Below are 19,125 nucleotides of genomic sequence, written 5' to 3'. Positions count from 1 at the left end.
CTCTACCTATAGCATCGCGAGGCATAGTTGCTGCCGTGGATATGCTCTCTCCAGGCCTCACCACTGTAGCGGCCTGGTCGTCAAGGAGATTCGATCAAGAGGAGGTATGAGTGATGCGCCGAGGTGTCGGTCACATTGCGGAACATGGAAAATTGCACGAAAAGTCATATAATAAAGCGCAAAATCATATGATTCATTGTGAGGATAAACATGACCGGACTACTGGATCGAGCAGAGCATGCCGTCTCCGCCACAGCGATGGCCAGGGGCTTCAGTGCACGGCTCAAGGAAATATCTTCTCGCCGTACCGAGCGGCTGGTGGTGTTCAAAGACAATCAGCCCGCTGCTGTCATCGTCAACGTCCAAGCCTATCAAGAGATGCTGGACGAGCTGGAGAACCTTAGGGTGGAGTCAGTTGCAAGAGAACGTCTGGCGAATTTCCATGAGGATCAAGCGATGACTCATGAGGAAATGCGTGCTCGATTCGCCAAGGACGATTGAGGCATGGCTTGGGAGGTGCTCTATCATCCGGATGTGGCTGAAGACCTCGATCGCTTGGGGCCTTCATCAGCCAACCGGATTCTCGATGTCATCGAAGAGCGCATCAGGGATGGAGAGCCGGACAAGCTGGGTAAACCCCTCCGCGGGCTGCTCGCCGGCTGCCGCCGCATCAGAACCGGCAGCACCAGGATCATCTATCGGATTAATGGAGAAGCCGTCCAGGTATTGATCATCGCGGTTGGAGCGAGGCGTGAAGAGGAGGTTTATGCATTAGCCGAGAGGCGCGTATAGGCAACCGCAGGCGCTTTGGCCCATGGCTCAATACGCCTGGGGTCGTGGTGGGGTCCCGATCGAACGCGACGATGATCAGCTTGCCCCCTGTTTCACAGGTCCAGCGACCCTCTTTTTGTTAGGCTTCAGGAAAATATTATAAAACAATGTGTTACGGATCTTCGGTCAAAAAGGGTGATATCGGGGATTTGTTCGCATAATGTATATGAATCAATCGATTATATGAATTATGCGCTAGCTCGCTGCCGCACAGGCAGCTCAGAAAATCTCGAAGCGAACGCTGGAGAAGGAAATCTCGCTCGCTGCCGCACAGGCAGCTCAGAAAAGATGGTGAACAAAGCCAAGAACCAGCTGATCGCTCGCTGCCGCACAGGCAGCTCAGAAAAAGCGAATGATCGAGGCGAGCAAGGCCAATGAGCTCGCTGCCGCACAGGCAGCTCAGAAATCTAATCGAAGAAGAGCACATCGTCGAGACCGGCTCGCTGCCGCACAGGCAGCTCAGAAAGACACCAACGTCGAGGACGTGATCGAGGAAGCGCTCGCTGCCGCACAGGCAGCTCAGAAAAGCCGGCCCTTAACCACCTGGCGCAGCGAGCGGCTCGCTGCCGCACAGGCAGCTCAGAAATCGTCCAGCCCCGGTGCCGGAAACCGCACGACGCTCGCTGCCGCACAGGCAGCTCAGAAATACCGAGTGCAGCAGGACCCCCTGCCGCCTTCGCTCGCTGCCGCACAGGCAGCTCAGAAATTACCTTTCAGTCGGCAGCGCAGCCGCTTTCCGCTCGCTGCCGCACAGGCAGCTCAGAAAAGAACTCGAACGACACATTGCCGTAGCCGTTGGCTCGCTGCCGCACAGGCAGCTCAGAAAAAAACGCCCGAATGCCTGGATCATCTTGCGCAGCTCGCTGCCGCACAGGCAGCTCAGAAATACATGTACCAGCTCATCGGCGAAAGGCTAACGCTCGCTGCCGCACAGGCAGCTCAGAAATGCCGGAACACGAGGTCAATGAGCGCTTCCGGGCTCGCTGCCGCACAGGCAGCTCAGAAATCGGGCGCGCCACATGAGCATCCGCTTCGGGTGCTCGCTGCCGCACAGGCAGCTCAGAAAATGGCCCTGCCCTACTACCCGGCCGAGAAGTTGCTCGCTGCCGCACAGGCAGCTCAGAAATCGATCAATTGGATTTTAACGCAGCATGGTCTGCTCGCTGCCGCACAGGCAGCTCAGAAAGGGTCGACTGGGAACAATCCGGGAACGGATACGCTCGCTGCCGCACAGGCAGCTCAGAAAAACCCGAACGTTTAGCGAGACTGTGACACAACGCTCGCTGCCGCACAGGCAGCTCAGAAAAGTCTAAGCGCCGCTCAGGCGAGTGCCGCTCAGCTCGCTGCCGCACAGGCAGCTCAGAAATTCAACGAGCAGGGCCGAAACCCGCACTTGAGGCTCGCTGCCGCACAGGCAGCTCAGAAAAGGCGATGGATTGATTACTTGACGCGGAAAATGCTCGCTGCCGCACAGGCAGCTCAGAAATTGCCCCCAGGGCCGGCTGCCTCGAATATCTTGCTCGCTGCCGCACAGGCAGCTCAGAAATGCGCCACGTCACGGCCTACCATGTCCTATGTGCTCGCTGCCGCACAGGCAGCTCAGAAATGCCAGTGCAGAACCGCAGAACATCATCCGGCGCTCGCTGCCGCACAGGCAGCTCAGAAAGACACGCGTGTTGCCATCATCCGTGGCACAGAGCTCGCTGCCGCACAGGCAGCTCAGAAAATTCTGAGTGCAGGCCAGGATTGAGCTTGGCTGCTCGCTGCCGCACAGGCAGCTCAGAAAACCTCGAGAACTATGCGCAGCAGCTGCGAGACGCTCGCTGCCGCACAGGCAGCTCAGAAAAAACGATATCGGTCATCAATCACCCCTGGCCGGCTCGCTGCCGCACAGGCAGCTCAGAAATTCAACGAGCAGGGCCGAAACCCGCACTTGAGGCTCGCTGCCGCACAGGCAGCTCAGAAAAAGAGGAGGGCAGCCTGATGCGCCGCGCTACCGCTCGCTGCCGCACAGGCAGCTCAGAAAATGCGATTCGAGCCAATCTCCGGGCTCTCGCTGCTCGCTGCCGCACAGGCAGCTCAGAAAGGTTTGAAACCGAGAAAACAGGGAAGAGTGGAGCTCGCTGCCGCACAGGCAGCTCAGAAAGGAGAGGCCGTTTGGCACCGTGTCATGCAGACGTTCGCTGCCGTGCGGCAGCTAAGGAGTCATCCGGCGCTGGGCCGGATCAGTCGGGTCGAGGTGCTTGCGTTCGATCTCGCGGCGTCAGGCCTCGATGCGATTGATTACGCCGAGGCGGGGACTTTGAACCAGCCCCAGCCTCCTTTTCGCAGGGTCTTGAGGCGATAGAGCGCTTCGTCGGCGCGTTTGAGCAGGTCGTGCAGGTCACGTCCGTCCTGGGGGTAGAGGCTTGCGCCGATGCTGGCGCCAAGCGTGATGGGGCGCGCTGCGAGTGCGAAGGGCCGTGCGAGTGCTGTCTCGATGCGCCAGCAGAGCTGCTCTACCTGTTCGAGGGTCCGTAGATGCGGCAGAAGTACCACGAATTCATCTCCTCCCAGCCGACATACGAGGCCGCTGATACCTACGCTGTCGCACAGCCGGCGGGCGACCTCGGTCAGTACTTCGTCGCCTCCATCGTGCCCGAACCGGTCGTTGATCCCTTTGAAGCCATCGAGATCGATGAGCAGCAGCGCGGCCATTCCTTCAGGGCCTCCGGAGATGGGCATCGACTTGGACCACCGCTCCTGCAGCACACGCCGGTTCGGCAGCCCGGTCAGGGGGTCCTCGAAAGCGATACGGCGCAGTACGTCTTCGGCGAGCTTCCTGTCCGAGATGTCCTCGAAGGTGGCGATCCCTACGCCGATTTCATGCAGCAGGATGCCACGGTGCTGAACGGTACGTGTGGAGCCGTCGGCGCAGAGCACCTGCACTTCGAAGGGCTCGACCTCGGCGATTCCCGTCGATTCGACTTCCCAAAGCTCCTTCCACAGAACACGCGCCTGCCGACGATCTTCTTCGAGCACATAGGCCCGATCGATCCAGTCATCCACGGTCGAGAATTCACCATCGGCGTAGCCGAAGGTGTTGGTGAAGAAGCGGTTGACGAAACGTATCTGTCCCCCGGGCAGGGTGGCCCAGGAAAGCGGGGTTGGCAGGGCGTCGAGGATGATATGCAGATCCCGGAACGGGAGATTGGCTCCATTGGCTGCTCGTTCCAGCAATTCTCTCACCACTTCCTCCCGATCGGCGTCCGCCTGCCCGGCCACTGCCGGCAGGCTATTTCTTACAGAATCGTTCCATAAGTGCAAAGTGCCAACCTTGCCGAGCTGAAGTTCGAGCGTCGCTGCCGAGGCATCGAGCCACTCGCCATGAGCATGCAAGTCACCCTGCGTGATTCACGCCGCCTGGCGGGCTCACAGCGATACACCACGCTTCCATGGGATGAAATCCTGCTGGCCGAGCGACACAGCGCGAGCGAGGTGGCGACCAGAGGCGGTTTCGATACATAGCATCAGCAAAGCATCGGCAGTCTCGTCGATCCCCGCTTCGCCGCCTATGATTCGCCCAGCATCGAAATCGATCACATCTCCCATCCGTTTCACCAACTCGCTATTGCTGGCGATCTTCAATACCGGCGCGATGGGATTGCCCATCGGGGTGCCCAATCCGGTGGTGAACAGCACCAGGTTGGCGCCGCTACCTACCAACGCGGTAGTGCACTCGGCGTCATTGCCGGGCGTGCACAGCAGCGTCAATCCTTTCTTGCGCACCGGCTCAGTGTAGTCGAGCACATCGACCACTGGACTGCCGCCTCCCTTCTTCGCCGCGCCGGCCGATTTCATCGCGTCGGTAATCAACCCATCACGGATATTGCCCGGCGATGGATTCATCGAGAAATCGGCGCCGACCTTGGCCGCGTGCGCTTGGTAGGCGGCCATCAGGGCGCTGAAGCGCTCGGCCACCGCAGCGCTTGCGCAGCGTGCGATCAGCTCGTGCTCGACGCCGCAGAGCTCGGGAAACTCAGCCAGAACCGCACTACCGCCGAGGGCTACCACCCGATCGGAGACCGCCCCGACCAAGGGGTTGGCCGAAAGACCCGAAAAGCCGTCTGAGCCGCCGCACTCGACACCGATGGTCAGCTCGGAAAGCGGCGCTGGCGCACGCTCGACTCGATTGGCCTCGGCGAGACCCGCGAAGATCGACGCCAGCGCTTGCGTGATCAGCGTGCGCTCATCGCCGATACGCTGCTGTTCGAAGAACTGCACGGGCCTGCTCCCTTTGGGGTCACGCTGCGCCATTGCCGCCTTGAGCAGCTCGATCTGGGCATTCTGGCAACCAAGGCTCAGCACAGTGGCACCCGCGACATTCGGGTGGCAGATGTAGCCCGCCAGCAGCCCGCAAAGCGCCTCGGCGTCCTCTCGGGTACCGCCGCAGCCGAGCGTGTGGGTCAGAAAACGTACGCCGTCGACATTGGGAAACAGCGGCGCCGTCGGAGCGCTCGGAACCGGTGCGGCCTGTTCGCCATACAACATCTCTCGCGCCATACGCTTGTAGTCGCGATAGGGATCGTCGTCGAGCACTTCGGCGACGCACTGGCGCAATACCTCTATGTTGCGATTTTCGCAGAAGACCAAGGGCACCACGATCCAGAAGTTGGCGGTACCGACCCGACCATCGGCGCGATGGTAGCCATCGAAAGTGAGCCCCTCGAAGCGCGATACGTCCGGCCCCTGCCAGCTACTCGCCCCTGATTCAGCGCCGGCACCGAGCGTGGCATGCTCGACATTGTCGACCCGGATCGCCTCGCCAGCCGCGATCTCTCGTGTCGCCCGACCAACCGTGACGCCATACATCACCACCTGCTCGCCAACTGCCAACGGCACCAAGGCGAACTTGTGCTTGCGAGCGATCGGCTCTACCAATCTCATCCCGCCTTCGTCGACTTCATAGCCTTCAGGCAGATCGCGCAGCGCGACCCGCACATTGTCGTCGGGATGAATGCGCAGGGTCACCTGCTGTGGACGATCCGTGATGATAGTGCGTGTCATGGCGTCAGGTCTCTCGTCGCTCGATACTTTGGTCCAACCAATATGGAAATAAAATACGAGATATCGGTCTTTAACAACCCTTCGTAGACCAATGTCCAGTTTCAACCATTAATTGGACAGTCCAAATTTCGATGCTCGAACATCATCGACGCTTGAGATGGCAACTCTTGGAGGATCGACCGTGACAGGGCAAACACGCATCCTCAGCTGCATCGCCCCCGGCGAACTCCGGCTCTCCACCACCTCGCTGGGCGCCTGCGGCCCCAACGAAGTGCTGGTCAAGGTGCTACGGGTAGGCATATGCGGCACCGACATCCACGCCTTCGCCGGCCAGCAGCCCTACTTCACTTATCCCCGCGTGCTGGGCCACGAGCTCTCGGTTGAAGTGGTCGCCGCGGGTAGTCCACGGGATCGGGACATGCTTGGTCGCAAGGGCTACGTGATTCCCTATCTGCATGACCCGGATTCGCCGGCGAGCCGGCGTGGCAAGACCAACTGCTGTGAACGATTGAAGGTGATCGGTGTGCATCGCGATGGGGGCATGAGCGATTTCCTGGTACTGCCCGCTCGTCACGTGGTGCCCAGCGATCTTCTCGACGCCGAGCAGTTGGCGCTGGTCGAGTGCCTCGCCATCGGCGCCCATGGAGTGCGGCGCAGCGGTCTGCGCGCAGGAGAAACAGCGGTGGTGGTCGGTGCCGGTCCGATCGGAATGGGCGTGATCCAGATCGCGCGTGCCCGAGGGGCCCGGGTCATCGTGATCGACCCCAATTCCCAGCGCTTGGCGTTCTGCCGCGAAAAGCTCGGGGTGACCGAGGCCGTCGATCCACGCGAGTACCCGGTGGAAGAGGCCGTGGCCGCACTCACCGATGGTGGACTCGCCGACGTGGTGTTCGACGCCACCGGCAATCCCGATGCCATCGCTCGGGGGTTCGCGCTGGTCGGCCACGGCGGCCGCTACGTGCTGGTCAGCCTGGTCAAGGCCGACATCACCTTCCACGACCCAGAGTTCCATCGACGCGAGATCACCCTGCTCGCCAGCCGGAATGCCACTCGCGAGGACTTCGATACCGTGACCCGGTTGATGGAGGCAGGAGCGCTCGCCGAACGGGAAATGATCACCCACCGTGCCGAGCTCGAACAGATGCCGGCGGTCATGGCGCACTGGTGCGCTCCCGCAACGGGGGTGATCAAGGGCCTGGTCCACGTCAATGACTGACGCCGGGATTTTCCCGATCTTCCAAAGGGATACGACCATGAGACCACTTCGCCCTGCCATGGCGTTAGTCATCGCGGCCCTCACCATCGGCGCCTTCGCGCCCAGCGTCGCCGCCGAGACGGTAATACGCGTTTCCTACGGCAACCAGCCGGGAGAGCCGATCGATCTCGCCGTTCGCCAATGGGCAACCTGGGTCGAAGAGGAAAGCGGTGGAGACTTGGTACTGCGCCCCTTCCCCGCCAGCCAGCTCGGCAACGAAACCGAGATCACCGAACAGGCTCGCTTCGGCTCCGCCGTGATCGGGATCAGCGCCTACAGCAACTTCTTCGACGTCGCGCCGGATCTCAGCGTCATCGACGCGCCCTACATCGCCGACAGCTTCGAAGCCAAGGCCCGGATCTTCGATTCCGACTGGTTTCAGGCCCAGTCCGCGGCGTTGGTCGAGCAGGGCTATCGCATCGTGGTGCCGTGGGTCGCCTACGGCGAGCGCCAGTTGCTCTCGAACCGTGAGGTACGCACGCCAGAGGATCTGCGCGGTGTGCGGATCCGGGTACAGAACTCGCCGATGTACGTAGCCGCGCTGCGCTCCATGAACGCGGTGCCGACCCCCATGTCGCTCGGCGACGTCTACCCGGCGTTGGCCCAGGGCATGATCGATGGGGTCGAGAACCCGATCCCAGTCCTGCATGGCGGGCGCTTCGAAGAAGTGGTGAAACGGCTGAGCCTGACCCGCCACATGCAGACCACCGCCCCCTTCGTCACTGGCGAGGAGTTCTGGCAGCGTCTCACCCCGGAGCAGCGCCGGATCCTCAGCGAGACCGGCGCACGAATGGCCGAGTACGCCAACCGACTGATCGAGGAGCGCAGCGAAGCGGACCTGGAGCGGATGCGCGATGCGGGCGTCGAAATCATCGAAGTCGATCTCGCGCCATTTCGCAGTCGCGCACGCGAGATGATCCCGAGCGCATTCCCGCAGTGGTCCGATCCTGGGCTCTTCGATCTCATGCTCGAGATCACCTCCAATGACCAACCCCGCCCCGAGGAGGATCCCTCATGACTACCGATGGCATCGTTCTTTCCCCGCGCACCGGTTGGCTGGACGCACTCCTGCGCGTCGACGAGCTGCTCGCCAGCGTGGCGCTATTCGCCCTCTTCCTGGTCGCGATCTGCAACGTCTTCATGCGCTATTTCATGTCGATGCCGCTGGCCTGGGCCGAGGAAGTGCTGCAACTGCTGATGCTGTGGACGACGATGCTCGGCGCCAGCGCGCTGGTACGGCGCAACGAGCATGTGATGATTTCGATCGTAAGCGACCGGCTACCCCCAAGGCTGGCTAAATGGAACACCCGAATCTTCAACGTCGGTGTGACGCTGATATGCGCGGCGGTCATGCTGGTGTGGGGACTCAAGCTGCTGCCCTTCGCCGCGATGCGCAGCACACCGATGTTGAACATCCCCTTCTATTGGGTGCACCTGGCGATCCCCGTCGCCGGCGCACTGATGCTGATCCACTCGTTGCGCAACCTGATCTCGCCCCCGGTGGTCGATCCCCTCGCCGCGGTCGCGCCTGGACTGATTGCCGATCTCCCGCCCCGCGTTCATGCGGGACCCGACATTGATCCGAGGAGCTGAGACGATGGCCGTTGCGAGCGCACTGATCGGAATGCTGGTGCTGTTCTTCATGGGTACGCCGGTGGCCTTCGCGCTGCTGATGTCGACGCTGCTCTACTTCGTGGTCGAAGGCAGCGAACCCATGGTCTTGCTGGTACAGCGCATGACCGGCGGTCTCAGCGCCGTCTCGCTGCTCGCCGTCCCCTTCTTCATCATGGCTGGGGTGTTCATGAATCGATCGGGGATCGCCACCCGGCTGCTGAATCTCGCCGGACTGCTGACCCGGCGCATGCATGGCGGGCTGGCCCAGGCCAACGTCATGCTTAGCGTGCTGATGGGGGGGCTTTCGGGTTCGAACATCGCAGACTCGGCGATGAGCGCCAAGCTGCTGGTGCCGCGGATGACCGAGCAGCGCTACCCGGTCGGCTTCTCCTCGGCGGTGACCGCCGCCTCGTCACTGATCACCTCGACGATTCCCCCGGCGATCGCGATGATCGTCTACGGCTACGTCAACAACGTCTCGATCGGGCGGCTGTTCATGGCCGGCGTGATTCCCGGCGTGATCATGGCGATGCTGCTGATGGTGGCGGTCAACCTGATCGCCCGCCGGCGTGGCTTCCAACTGCCACAGCGTGAGCCAGTGCCGAAGGGCCAGTGGCTGAGCATCACCCGCGCCGGCCTACTGGCACTGGTGCTGCCGGTGCTGGTGATCGGCGGCATCCGCTTCGGCCTGTTCACGCCGACCGAAGCCGGTGCCATGGCAGTGCTCTATTCGCTGTTCGTCGGCGTGTTCGTGTATCGGGAACTAAGGCCAACGACGATCGCCCAGGCCACCCGCGAGTCGATGCTGGCATCGGTCAACGTGCTGTTCATCATCTGCGTGGCCTCAGCGTTCGCCCGCTTTCTGACCTGGGAAGGCATTCCACAGCAGATGACCGAGCTGCTCTCGGAGCACGTCAGCGGGCCGATCGCCTTCCTGCTGCTGGCCAACCTGCTGCTACTCGCCATCGGCATGTTTCTCGAAGGCAATGCGATCCTGATCGTGCTTTCGCCGCTGCTGGCCCCCGTCGCCGCCGAGTTCGGCATCGACCCGGTGCACTTCGGCATCATCTTCATCATCAATGCCTCGATCGGCACCATTACGCCGCCGATGGGCACGGTGATGTTCACTACTTGCAGCATCACCGGTGCCGGCATCGGCACCTTCATTCGCGAGGTGCTGCCGTTCTGGGGTGTGATGCTGGTGGTACTGCTGCTGGTGACGTTCTTTCCAGCCTTGGCGCTGACGCTGCCCAACCTGATGTTCTGACCATCCGGGTTGGTCCATGGTGAGCAAATGGCGAGGCGAATTGGTCCATCCAATATCAATTGCTATCATCGAGCCCTCCCCATCTCGCGAGAGCCGCCATGACCAGCGCCAAGCCCAAACGTCTCTACCAGCAGATCGCCGCCATCCTCCGCTCGAGGATCGAGGCAGGAGACTACCCCGTCGGCAGCCGCATGCCGGCGGAACGGCTCATCGCCGAGGAGCTCGATATCAGCCGCACGGTGGTACGCGAGGCGCTGATTCTGCTCGAGATCGAGAACCGGGTGGAGGTGCGCAAGGGCTCGGGGATCTATGTGATCGAGCCCAAGGAGGCTGCCGTCGAGCCGTCGCCGGAACCCTACCACGACGAGCTGTCGGCCGGGCCGTTCGAAATGATCCAGGCACGCCAGCTGGTCGAGAGCAACATCGCCGAATTCGCCGCACGGCAGATCACCAAGGCCGGGATTCTCGAGCTGCAGGAGATCTCGGCGAGAAGCCGCGCCGAGGATCGCTATCGGGATTCCGACTGGGATCGGCGCTTTCACCTCGGCGTCGCGAGTGCCACGCAGAATTCGGTGCTGGTCTATCTGGTCGAGAAGATGTGGTACCAGCGGGAGAGAAACCCAATGTGGCGCAAGTTGTTCGACCGGATCGACAACCGCGAATCGCTCGCGAGCTGGTGCGACGACCACGATGCGATCCTGCGCGCCCTGATTCGGCGCGATCCGGTCGAGGCGCGATCGGCGATGTGGCGTCATCTCGAAAACACCCGGCAGATGCTGTTCGATGCCAGCACCGTCGAGGACGGCAACGAAGTGGATCGCTACATATTCAGCGACAATCCGCTGCAGGATCTCGACCGCTGACGCGTAAGGCCCCAACGAAGGGCGAAGCGCGATGGTCACGGGTCGAAAGATCAGGCCGACGGATGCAGATCCCTTGGAGGAGTGGCAGATGCGACTAGTGGACAAGAAGGCGGTAGTCACCGCCGCGGGACAGGGCATCGGCAAGGCGATAGCGCAGCGCCTGGTTAGAGAGGGCGCCACGGTGATCGCCACCGACCTCGAGATCACCAAGCTGGCCGACATCGAGGGTGCGCAGCCCGCACTGCTCGATGTGCTCGACAACGAAGCGATCGCCGCGCTCGCCGTCGAACTCGGCACCATCGACGTACTGGTCAACTGCGCGGGCTATGTCCACCAGGGCAGCCTGCTCGAGTGCGACGAGCGCGCCTGGTCACACTCACTGGCGCTCAACGTCGGCGCCATGTTCCACAGCTGCAAGGCGTTCCTGCCCGGCATGCTCGAACGCGGCGGCGGCTCCATCATCAATATCGCTTCGCTGGCGTCGAGCCTCAAGGGGGTGCCCAACCGCTTTGCCTACGGCACCACCAAGGCAGCGGTGATCGGCCTGACCAAATCGATAGCCGCCGACTACGTGACCCAGGGAGTGCGCTGCAATGCGATCTGCCCGGGCACCATCGACTCCCCTTCGCTGCGCGAGAGAATCAAGACGCTGGCCTCGGCACAGGGACGCAGCGAAGCGGACGTACATGCCGAATTCATCGCCCGCCAGCCGATGGGACGGCTTGGTAGCAGTGAAGAAATCGCCGCGCTGGCCGCCTTTCTCGCCAGCGACGAGGCGGCCTTCATCACCGGTACCACCCAGGTGATCGACGGCGGTTGGTCGAACTAGCGAAGCCCTTGCGAAGCGGTCCGGGCGACTTCTCCTTTCAACGTCGGAGCTGAACAACAGATGAAACTCTTGCGCTACGGCCCCCATGGGGCGGAAAAACCCGGCATCCTCGACGCCGACGGCAGCCTTCGCGATCTTTCCGGCGACATCGACGATATCGCCGGCGAGATGCTCACGCCCGCAGGGCTCGAGCGAATCCGCGCACTCGATCTTGCACGGTTGCCGAAGGTGGAGGGCGAGGTGCGCATCGCTCCCTGCGTCGGAGGGATCGGCAAGTTCATCTGCATCGGGCTCAACTATGCCGACCATGCCGCCGAGACCGGCGCCGACATTCCCAAGGAGCCAGTGGTTTTCGCCAAGTGGACCAGCGCGGTCTGCGGCCCCAACGACGATACCCTGATTCCCCGCGGCTCGGCTAAAACCGACTGGGAAGTGGAACTCGGCGTAGTGATCGGCAAGCCCGGACGCTACATCGAGCCGCGCGACGCGCTCGATCACGTCGCCGGTTACTGCGTGGTCAACGACATATCCGAACGCGAGTATCAGCTCGAGCGCGGCGGCACCTGGGACAAGGGCAAGGGCTGCGACACCTTCGGCCCCATCGGCCCTTGGCTGGTCACCCGCGATGAGGTCGCCGACCCACAGCGACTGTCGATGTGGCTCGACGTCGACGGCCATCGCTATCAGGACGGCTCCACCCGCACGATGATCTTCTCCGTCGCCGAGATCATCAGCTACCTCAGCCGCTTCATGAGCCTCCAGCCGGGAGATTTGATCTCCACCGGTACACCGCCCGGCGTCGGCATGGGGCAGAGGCCGCCGGTGTACCTGAGGCCGGGCCAGGAGGTACGGTTGGGCATCGAAGGGTTGGGTGAACAGCGCCAGCGGACGGTTTCCGCTTGATCGGCGCTCAGATCGCGACGCTCGAGGGCTTGCCGTCCACTAGCCGCTGGATGCCCAGCGGATTGGCGTCTTTCAGTGCATCGGGCAGCAGCGCATCGGGATAGTCCTGGTAACACACCGGGCGCAGGAACCGCTCGATGGCCAGGCTGCCCACGGAGGTCCCCCGCGCATCGGAGGTCGCCGGATAAGGGCCGCCGTGAACCATTGCATCGCTGACTTCCACCCCGGTGGGGTAACCATTGAGCAACAGCCGGCCGGCCTTCTGCTCCAGCACGGGCACCAGTTCAGCGAACTCGGCAAGGTCGGCATGCTCGGCGATCAGGGTCGCGGTGAGCTGCCCATGCAGGCTCTGCGCCGCCTGTACCAGCTGCGTCTTATCGGCCACTTCGACGACCACTGAAGTGGGCCCGAAGACCTCTTGCTGCAGCAGTTCGTCCCCCTGCAGCAGAAGGCCAACGTCGGCCTGGAACAGCTGCGGCCATGCCTGGCTGCCCTGCTGGCGCTGACCGGCCAGGTGCTCGATCCCCTGATGCGCATGCAGCGCCGCCACGCCTCGTTCGTAGCTCTTCAGCGTATTGGCGTTGAGCATGGTCTGCGGCCGCTCCTCAGCGATCACCTCGGCCAGCAGGGTTGAGAACTCATCGAACTCCGCCGATCGGATGCCGATGACCAGGCCCGGGTTGGTGCAGAATTGCCCACAGCCCAGGACCATCGATGCCGCCAACTCGTGGGCGACATCGGCACGGCGCAGCCGCAGCGCCTGCGGCAGAAGCAGCACCGGATTGATGCTCGACATTTCGGCGAACACCGGAATCGGCTGCGGGCGCATCGCCGCCATGTCGCATAGCGCGCGCCCACCTTTCAATGAACCGGTGAAGCCGACCGCTTGGATCGCCGGGTGCTTGACCAGCCCCTCACCGACGCGATCCCCATAGATCATGTTGAAGACGCCTTGGGGCATGGCATGCCTGTGCGCTGCCCGGAGGATGGCGTCGGCCACGCATTCGGCAGTGGCCATGTGGCCGCTATGGGCCTTGAACACCACCGGGCAGCCTGCGGCCAAGGCCGCGGCGGTGTCGCCGCCAGCGGTTGAAAAGGCCAGCGGGAAATTGCTCGCACCGAACACCGCCACCGGGCCAATACCGAGCCTGCATTGGCGCAGGTCAACCCGCGGCGTTGGTTTGCGCGCAGGCATTGCCCGGTCGATACGCGCACCATGGAAATCACCCCGGCGCAGCACTTGGGCGAACGAACGCAGCTGCCCGCTGGTACGAGCGCGCTCGCCCTGGATGCGGGCGGCCGGCAAGGCGGTCTCACGCGTCACCAAGGAGATGAAACCGTCGTCCAGCGCATCCAGCTCATCGGCGATGGCGTCGAGGAACTCGGCTCGTTGGGTAGCAGGCAGCCGGCGATAGGCAGGATAGGCCGATGCCGCAGCGCGAGCGGCAGCATCGATCTCAGCTGGCGTGGCCTGGCAAAATTCATAAGGCAGCCGCTCTGCGCTGGTGGCGTCGTAGCTATGGATACGCTCGTCGCCCTCGCCGCTTCTCTCACCGCCGATGTAGTTCTTGCCTGTGATCTGCATGTCGCCTCCCTACGCGCGATTGAAGATTCAAGCCCGGTGTCCGCTGGCGCCCCTTCACCACTCAGGCGCCGCGCCGTTCGGCCAGATGCGCGAAAAGCGAGCGGATGCCATAGGTCCAGGGCGCTATTTCCGTCGACAGGCTCACCTCGTTGACCAGCGCTCCCAGCCGGGGGGAAGAGATGATCACGCGATCACCGAGGTGATGGGTGAAACCGCCACCGGCCGTGTCCCGGTCCTCGGTCGGGGAGAACATGGTGCCGAGGAAAAGCATCATTCCATCCGGGTACTGGTGATGCGCTCCGATGGTTTGCCGAACGATGGCGAGCGGATCCCGGCTGATCTCGCTCATATGGCTGATGGCTTCGAGTTCGAAACCGTCTTGTCCCTCGATCCGCAGCGACACATCAGCGGTGCGCACCGCATCGATGTCGAAGCGTTCATCGAACAGGCGGATGAACGGTCCGATCGCGCAAGAGCCGTTGTTGTCCTTGGCCTTGGTCAACAGCAGCGCACTGCGCCCCTCGATGTCGCGCAGGTTCACATCGTTGCCTAGCGCCGCTCCCACTGCTTCCCCCCGGCTGTCGACGGCAAGCACGATCTCCGGTTCGGGATTGTTCCAGCTCGAATCAGGGTGCAGTCCAACCGGCGAGCCGAATCCTATGCTGGCCATCGGCGGCGCCTTGGAGAAAACCTCGGCATCCGGGCCGATGCCCACCTCGAGGTATGGGGACCAATGACCGCGACGCTGAAACTCCGCTTTCAGCGCCTGCGCTTCGGCGGAACCAGGCCGAACCGTCGACAGGTCGCGGCCGATCAGCTCGACCATCGCACCGCGAATGGCCTCCGCCCTGGAGGGGTCGCCCTCGGCCTGCTCCTCGATCACTCTCTCGAGCAGGCTGACGGCGAAGGTCACGCCGGAAGCCTTCACCGGCTGCAAGTCGCAAGGAGCGAGCAGGTAAGGCGCCCGCCCGCCGCCGGCGAGGCTGTTGTCGAGCAGCGCATCCAGCGTGCCGATGACCTCACCCGGCGCGTGTCGAACGATCCGATGACGATCCGAACGCTCGAGCAGGTCGGCGACCGTGGCGACCTGCAGCGTGAGATCGACGACCTCGCGATTGCGAATCGTCACTACAGCGGGACCGTTGATCGGGGCGTCACGCCAAACGCGGCCGACCAGCAGTGCCGAGTCCAGGTCGATAGGAAGGTACGCATCACGAGCCATTGTTCGATCCATCGCTGATGTCGAACTGCCACTGTAGAAAAACTCCACTGCTTGTACAATATTTTGTTTTACTGTCCAATATGTTGGAAATTCCCGCTCGATAAGGCGACGCCACGATGGCCACCGACTACGAAGTACCCGCGATCAGAAGAGCCCATCAGATCCTGGAGACACTGGCGACGAAGGGAACCCCGGTCAGCGCGGCGGACCTTGGTCTAGCGACCGGGCTGCCGAAGAGCACGCTGTATCTGCTGCTCGAGTCCCTCGTCCAGCGACGCTGGATCGAGAAGAGAAGCGATGGCTATCTCATCGGTATCGGGCTCTACACCCTGGGGGCTTCGTATCTGCGCCACGACGCGCTCCAGGAGGCGTTCAGGCATGCCGCGGTCGAGTTCGTGGAACGAGAGAAGGAGGTGCTGCAACTCGCCGTACTGGACGGCGACGAGGTCGTCTACATCGCCCGCGAAGACGCCCCCCGCCCGGTGAGACTGGTATCCGAGCTCGGTTCGCGGCTTCCCGCCCATGCCTGCGCACTCGGCAAGGCGCTGCTCGCCCAGCTCCCTGAGGCGAAGCTGCAACAACTCCTCCCCGCACGGCTACCCGCCATCACCGAACACACCGTCACCGACCTCGCTCAGCTGCTCGAGCAGCTGCGCGAGGTACGAAGATCCGGGGTGGCCACGGAGCAGGAAGAGGTGACCGCCGGGCTCTGCTGTTTCGCCGCCTACGTCGGCCAGACCCCCAGCGGAAAAAGCATCGCCGTCAGCACCTCGATTCCCGTCGCTCGACTGGACGCGCAGCGCCGCAGCGACATCCGTGGCGAAATCGCCAATGTCGCTGCCCAAATGAAAAAAGCGATAGTCGGGTGAGGCGATGTCAGCTCGCTCGTTGCAGCGATCTTGCCTGTCGATCGTAGATCTCGAAAGGTATGACAGCTAAGCGGTCACGCCCGATGGCCATGCTGCCAGTCGCATCCCGCCCCTCTCAGTCCTGGCCGCTGCGCAACGCTTCGAGCTCCTCGACCAGCGCGGCGGGAATCTCCACCGCGCCCTCTGTGGTCGCTCGCCGGCGTGCGGCGCGGCGGCGCTCGGAGGGCAGCCGCGCGCCCTGGGCAACGATCTCAGCGAACAGTGCCTCGGCGCGCGCCTGGGCGGCTTCTAGCGAGACGCCGAGGAACGCCTGGGGGTCGAGGGCGAGGATCAGCTCGCCATGGCAGGGGGCGGCGCCGCGCCCGTGGTCGAAACGCTGCGACTCCAGGCTGGTCATGTCGTCGATCAGGGGACCGGCGAGCAGTTCGATCATGGTCGCCAGCGCCGATCCCTTGTGCCCACCGAAGCTCAGCATCGCACCGTCCAGCGCGGCCTGCGGATCGAGCGTCGGCCGGCCTGCGCTATCGACTGCCCAGCCGGGTTCGAGCGGCTTGCCGGCGCGGCGATGCAGCTCGATGTCGCCACGGGCGATCGCGCTGGTGGCGAAATCGAACACGTAGGGCTCGGCGTGCGGGCGCGGCCAGGAGAATGCCAGCGGATTGGTGCCGAACAGCCCGCGCGAGCCGCCGTGAGGCGCGACCCAGGCGTGGCTCGGCGTCATCGCGATGCCGACCAGCCCTTCGGCGGCGATGCGCTCGACCTCGGGCCAGAGCGCGGTGAAGTGAAAGCAGCGATTGATCGCCATCGCCGCGATCCCCTGCCTGCGCGTCTTCTCGATCAGCGCAGGCAGGCCGCGCTCGAAGGCGAGCGGGGAGAAGCCGAACCGCGCGTCGACCTTGACGATCGTGCGGGCATGGTCGATCACCTCGGGCGCGACATCGCCGCGGGCAAGCCCTTCGCGTACCGCACTGGCCATGCCGAGCAACCGGTACACGCCATGGGAGTGGCAGGCATCGCGCTGGGCGGCATCGATCACCCGGCCGATCGCCTCAGCGTGGGCGGCATCGAAGCCGCTGGCGGCCAGCACGCCGTGGGTCAGGCGCTCGAGCGCCTCCAGCGTCAGCCGTCTGGTCTCAGCCATGGTGAACTCCAGGAAGGGGAAAGAGCCAGCATATGGCCGCCCACGCGACAAGGCCAGCCAGCGGCCGACGCCGCGCCCGCGCCTACGTCTTTCGGCGCCTACCCACGCCTGTCGACGCATTCTATGCTCTCGTTGTCAGATGACATGACGTCGTCTTCGCCACCACCCACCGAGTGATTCTTTCCCTCTCGCCCGACCCGGCAATCGATCTTTGGATCACGGTATCGCCACGCTCCACGGAGGCTCGACCGACGCAATGGAAGCAGAAGCGCTCGTCACATCGCTGAGGAACCAGCTCGTCGACCTGCTCGGCCAGGATACCGTGGTCACCGAACCGCACGACCATGAGCCTTACTGCCGCGATTGGCACGGCGACATGACCAGCGCTGCGGTGGCCGTGCTGCGCCCACGCGATACCGGGGAAGTCGCCGCGGCGGTGCGCGCCTGCCGGACGCTCGATCTCGATATCGTGGCGCAGGGCGGCAATACCGGCCTGGTGCTGGGTGCCCTGCCCGATCGTCCCGAGCGCCAGGTGGTGCTGTCGCTCGAGCGGATGCGCCATATCCGCAGCATCGACGAAGCCGACTTCTCGGCGATCGTCGAGGCCGGCTGCGTGCTGGAAGAGCTCAAGCTCGGGCTCGAAGAGAGGGGGCTGTTCTTCCCGCTGACCTTGGGCGCCCAGGGCAGCTGCCGGATCGGTGGCAACGTCAGCACCAACGCCGGTGGCGTCAACGTGCTGCGCTACGGCATGACGCGCGAGCTGGTGCTGGGCCTCGAGGTAGTGCTCGCCGACGGCAGCGTCTGGGATGGGCTGTCGACGCTACGCAAGGACAATCGCGGTATCGACCTGAAGCAGCTGTTCATCGGCGCCGAGGGCACGCTGGGCATCATCACCGCGGTGGCGATCAAGCTCTCGCCGCTGCCCGAGCGGATCGAAACAGCGCTGCTCGGCGTCGGCGACCTGCATACGGCGATAGCGCTCTATCGCCACGCCCGGCGGGCATGCTGCGACCTGGTCAGCGCGTTCGAATTCATGCCGCCCTCGGCGTTCACCCTGGCGCGCGAAGCACAGCCTGACCTGCCACTGCCCATCGCCATCGATTACCCCGCCTACGTACTGATCGAGATTTCGAGCTCCGGCCTGATCGACGCCAAGCAGCTGATGGAGGGGCTGCTCGAGCAGGCAATGGAGGAATCGCTGGTGCTCGACGGAGTGATCGCGACGTCGCAAGCACAGGCGCGCCAGCTCTGGGCGATCCGCGAGGGCATGAACGAAGGCCAGGCGCTCAGGGGCCCGCACCTGCGCACCGATGTTTCGGTACCGCTGTCACGGCTGGCGGCGTTCGTCGCCGAGATCGGCGCGGAGCTCGATGACGCGCTGCCGCAGTGCCTGGCGGTGGCCTACGGCCATGTCGGCGACGGCAACGTGCATCTCAACGTGCTGCCTCCGGCGGGTGCAACGCTTGCGGAGCGCCACACCTTGATCGAGCAGGCGAAGAAGATGATCAATTTTCGCCTCGATCACTATCACGGCAGCTTCAGCGCCGAGCACGGCATCGGTCGGCTCAAGCGCGACGAGTTCGAACACTGGATCTCACCGGTCCATCGGCGCCTGCTCGAGGCCTTGAAGCGCGCGATCGACCCCGAGTACCGCCTCAACCCAGGCTGCCAGCTGCCCCCCATCACCGCGCGCTGAGCCG

The 19,125-nt window shown here is 63.5% G+C and carries 16 protein-coding genes and 1 CRISPR repeat array; of the genes, 11 read left to right on the top strand and 5 right to left on the bottom strand.

All coding sequences use genetic code 11. The annotated features are described in order from the left end of the window. Window positions 1–210: 210 nt before the first annotated feature. Together Q376_RS0115455 and Q376_RS0115450 are read left to right on the top strand one after the other, a co-directional pair. Window positions 211–501, top strand: a complete 291-nt coding sequence (locus Q376_RS0115455; protein WP_043448138.1) for a Phd-YefM — start codon at window positions 211–213, stop codon at window positions 499–501. A gap of 3 nt (window positions 502–504) precedes the next feature. Further along, window positions 505–792 carry a type II toxin-antitoxin system RelE family toxin gene (locus tag Q376_RS0115450; protein WP_027351070.1) on the top strand — a complete coding sequence of 96 codons (288 nt, stop codon included), beginning with the start codon at window positions 505–507 and terminating at the stop codon, window positions 790–792. A gap of 237 nt (window positions 793–1,029) precedes the next feature. Beyond that, window positions 1,030–2,977: a CRISPR direct-repeat array (repeat unit 28 nt; unit sequence GCTCGCTGCCGCACAGGCAGCTCAGAAA). A 137-nt stretch (window positions 2,978–3,114) separates the two neighbouring features. Here the strand turns inward: Q376_RS0115450 and Q376_RS24095 are convergent. Both Q376_RS24095 and Q376_RS0115440 read right to left on the bottom strand, forming a co-directional pair. Then, window positions 3,115–4,059: a sensor domain-containing diguanylate cyclase gene (locus Q376_RS24095; protein WP_081803595.1), complete on the bottom strand. Its 945-nt coding sequence runs from the start codon at window positions 4,057–4,059 to the stop codon at window positions 3,115–3,117. Between the two features lie 183 nt (window positions 4,060–4,242). After that, window positions 4,243–5,877, bottom strand: a complete 1,635-nt coding sequence (locus tag Q376_RS0115440) for a UxaA family hydrolase (protein WP_027351069.1) — start codon at window positions 5,875–5,877, stop codon at window positions 4,243–4,245. 181 nt (window positions 5,878–6,058) lie between these two features. Here Q376_RS0115440 and Q376_RS22960 point away from each other — a divergent pair, with 181 nt between their 5' ends. The 7 genes from Q376_RS22960 to Q376_RS0115405 all read left to right on the top strand — a co-directional run bounded on the left by Q376_RS22960 (window position 6,059) and on the right by Q376_RS0115405 (window position 12,608). Continuing rightward, the gene (locus Q376_RS22960; RefSeq protein ID WP_245598973.1) at window positions 6,059–7,093 is read left to right on the top strand and encodes a zinc-binding alcohol dehydrogenase family protein; all 1,035 of its coding nucleotides are present in this window, start codon (window positions 6,059–6,061) and stop codon (window positions 7,091–7,093) included. Between the two features lie 37 nt (window positions 7,094–7,130). Next, complete coding sequence (locus Q376_RS22955; protein WP_052365369.1) at window positions 7,131–8,150, top strand: C4-dicarboxylate TRAP transporter substrate-binding protein; 1,020 nt, start codon at window positions 7,131–7,133, stop codon at window positions 8,148–8,150. After that, window positions 8,147–8,725 carry a TRAP transporter small permease gene (locus Q376_RS22950; protein ID WP_081803590.1) on the top strand — a complete coding sequence of 193 codons (579 nt, stop codon included), beginning with the start codon at window positions 8,147–8,149 and terminating at the stop codon, window positions 8,723–8,725. The genes Q376_RS22955 and Q376_RS22950 overlap by 4 nt, the downstream gene beginning before the upstream one ends. Window positions 8,726–8,729: 4 nt before the next feature. Further along, window positions 8,730–10,013: a TRAP transporter large permease gene (locus Q376_RS0115420; protein WP_027351068.1), complete on the top strand. Its 1,284-nt coding sequence runs from the start codon at window positions 8,730–8,732 to the stop codon at window positions 10,011–10,013. Between the two features lie 98 nt (window positions 10,014–10,111). After that, window positions 10,112–10,876, top strand: coding sequence for an FCD domain-containing protein (locus Q376_RS0115415; protein ID WP_027351067.1), 765 nt, complete (start codon window positions 10,112–10,114; stop codon window positions 10,874–10,876). An 88-nt stretch (window positions 10,877–10,964) separates the two neighbouring features. Further along, window positions 10,965–11,705: an SDR family oxidoreductase gene (locus Q376_RS0115410; RefSeq protein ID WP_027351066.1), complete on the top strand. Its 741-nt coding sequence runs from the start codon at window positions 10,965–10,967 to the stop codon at window positions 11,703–11,705. 60 nt (window positions 11,706–11,765) lie between these two features. Then, window positions 11,766–12,608, top strand: coding sequence for an ureidoglycolate lyase (locus tag Q376_RS0115405; protein ID WP_027351065.1), 843 nt, complete (start codon window positions 11,766–11,768; stop codon window positions 12,606–12,608). A gap of 7 nt (window positions 12,609–12,615) precedes the next feature. Here Q376_RS0115405 and Q376_RS0115400 read toward each other — a convergent pair whose 3' ends face one another. Together Q376_RS0115400 and Q376_RS0115395 are read right to left on the bottom strand one after the other, a co-directional pair. Then, the gene (locus tag Q376_RS0115400) at window positions 12,616–14,193 is read right to left on the bottom strand and encodes an aldehyde dehydrogenase (NADP(+)) (RefSeq protein ID WP_027351064.1); all 1,578 of its coding nucleotides are present in this window, start codon (window positions 14,191–14,193) and stop codon (window positions 12,616–12,618) included. 61 nt (window positions 14,194–14,254) lie between these two features. Further along, window positions 14,255–15,415 (bottom strand): fumarylacetoacetate hydrolase family protein, encoded by a 1,161-nt coding sequence (locus Q376_RS0115395; protein ID WP_027351063.1) that lies wholly within the window; start codon window positions 15,413–15,415, stop codon window positions 14,255–14,257. Between the two features lie 116 nt (window positions 15,416–15,531). Here Q376_RS0115395 and Q376_RS0115390 point away from each other — a divergent pair, with 116 nt between their 5' ends. Continuing rightward, window positions 15,532–16,284 carry an IclR family transcriptional regulator gene (locus Q376_RS0115390; RefSeq protein WP_027351062.1) on the top strand — a complete coding sequence of 251 codons (753 nt, stop codon included), beginning with the start codon at window positions 15,532–15,534 and terminating at the stop codon, window positions 16,282–16,284. 115 nt (window positions 16,285–16,399) lie between these two features. Here the strand turns inward: Q376_RS0115390 and Q376_RS0115385 are convergent, their stop codons facing one another. Continuing rightward, window positions 16,400–17,425: an Ldh family oxidoreductase gene (locus Q376_RS0115385; protein ID WP_027351061.1), complete on the bottom strand. Its 1,026-nt coding sequence runs from the start codon at window positions 17,423–17,425 to the stop codon at window positions 16,400–16,402. A 256-nt stretch (window positions 17,426–17,681) separates the two neighbouring features. On the opposite strand from Q376_RS0115385, the gene Q376_RS0115380 reads away from it, so the two are divergent. Next, window positions 17,682–19,121 (top strand): FAD-binding oxidoreductase, encoded by a 1,440-nt coding sequence (locus tag Q376_RS0115380; RefSeq protein ID WP_027351060.1) that lies wholly within the window; start codon window positions 17,682–17,684, stop codon window positions 19,119–19,121. Window positions 19,122–19,125 lie beyond the last annotated feature (4 nt).

Origin of the sequence: Halotalea alkalilenta DSM 17697, assembly GCF_000621205.1 — a bacterium.
GTDB lineage: Bacteria > Pseudomonadota > Gammaproteobacteria > Pseudomonadales > Halomonadaceae > Halotalea > Halotalea alkalilenta.
Note: the sequence above shows the minus strand (reverse complement) of the source record. Positions and strands in the feature narration are given on the sequence as shown.

Bases quoted from the DNA above. Each gene is read 5' to 3' on its own strand.
- Q376_RS22955 (WP_052365369.1), top strand. From the start codon at position 7,131: ATGAGACCACTTCGCCCTGCCATGGCGTTAGTCATCGCGGCCCTCACC.
- Q376_RS0115455 (WP_043448138.1), top strand. From the start codon at position 211: ATGACCGGACTACTGGATCGAGCAGAGCATGCCGTCTCCGCCACAGCG.
- Q376_RS0115405 (WP_027351065.1), top strand. From the start codon at position 11,766: ATGAAACTCTTGCGCTACGGCCCCCATGGGGCGGAAAAACCCGGCATC.
- Q376_RS0115395 (WP_027351063.1), bottom strand. From the start codon at position 15,415: ATGGCTCGTGATGCGTACCTTCCTATCGACCTGGACTCGGCACTGCTG.
- Q376_RS0115380 (WP_027351060.1), top strand. From the start codon at position 17,682: ATGGAAGCAGAAGCGCTCGTCACATCGCTGAGGAACCAGCTCGTCGAC.
- Q376_RS0115390 (WP_027351062.1), top strand. From the start codon at position 15,532: ATGGCCACCGACTACGAAGTACCCGCGATCAGAAGAGCCCATCAGATC.
- Q376_RS0115440 (WP_027351069.1), bottom strand. From the start codon at position 5,877: ATGACACGCACTATCATCACGGATCGTCCACAGCAGGTGACCCTGCGC.
- Q376_RS0115410 (WP_027351066.1), top strand. From the start codon at position 10,965: ATGCGACTAGTGGACAAGAAGGCGGTAGTCACCGCCGCGGGACAGGGC.
- Q376_RS0115450 (WP_027351070.1), top strand. From the start codon at position 505: ATGGCTTGGGAGGTGCTCTATCATCCGGATGTGGCTGAAGACCTCGAT.
- Q376_RS0115385 (WP_027351061.1), bottom strand. From the start codon at position 17,425: ATGGCTGAGACCAGACGGCTGACGCTGGAGGCGCTCGAGCGCCTGACC.
- Q376_RS0115400 (WP_027351064.1), bottom strand. From the start codon at position 14,193: ATGCAGATCACAGGCAAGAACTACATCGGCGGTGAGAGAAGCGGCGAG.
- Q376_RS0115420 (WP_027351068.1), top strand. From the start codon at position 8,730: ATGGCCGTTGCGAGCGCACTGATCGGAATGCTGGTGCTGTTCTTCATG.
- Q376_RS22950 (WP_081803590.1), top strand. From the start codon at position 8,147: ATGACTACCGATGGCATCGTTCTTTCCCCGCGCACCGGTTGGCTGGAC.
- Q376_RS0115415 (WP_027351067.1), top strand. From the start codon at position 10,112: ATGACCAGCGCCAAGCCCAAACGTCTCTACCAGCAGATCGCCGCCATC.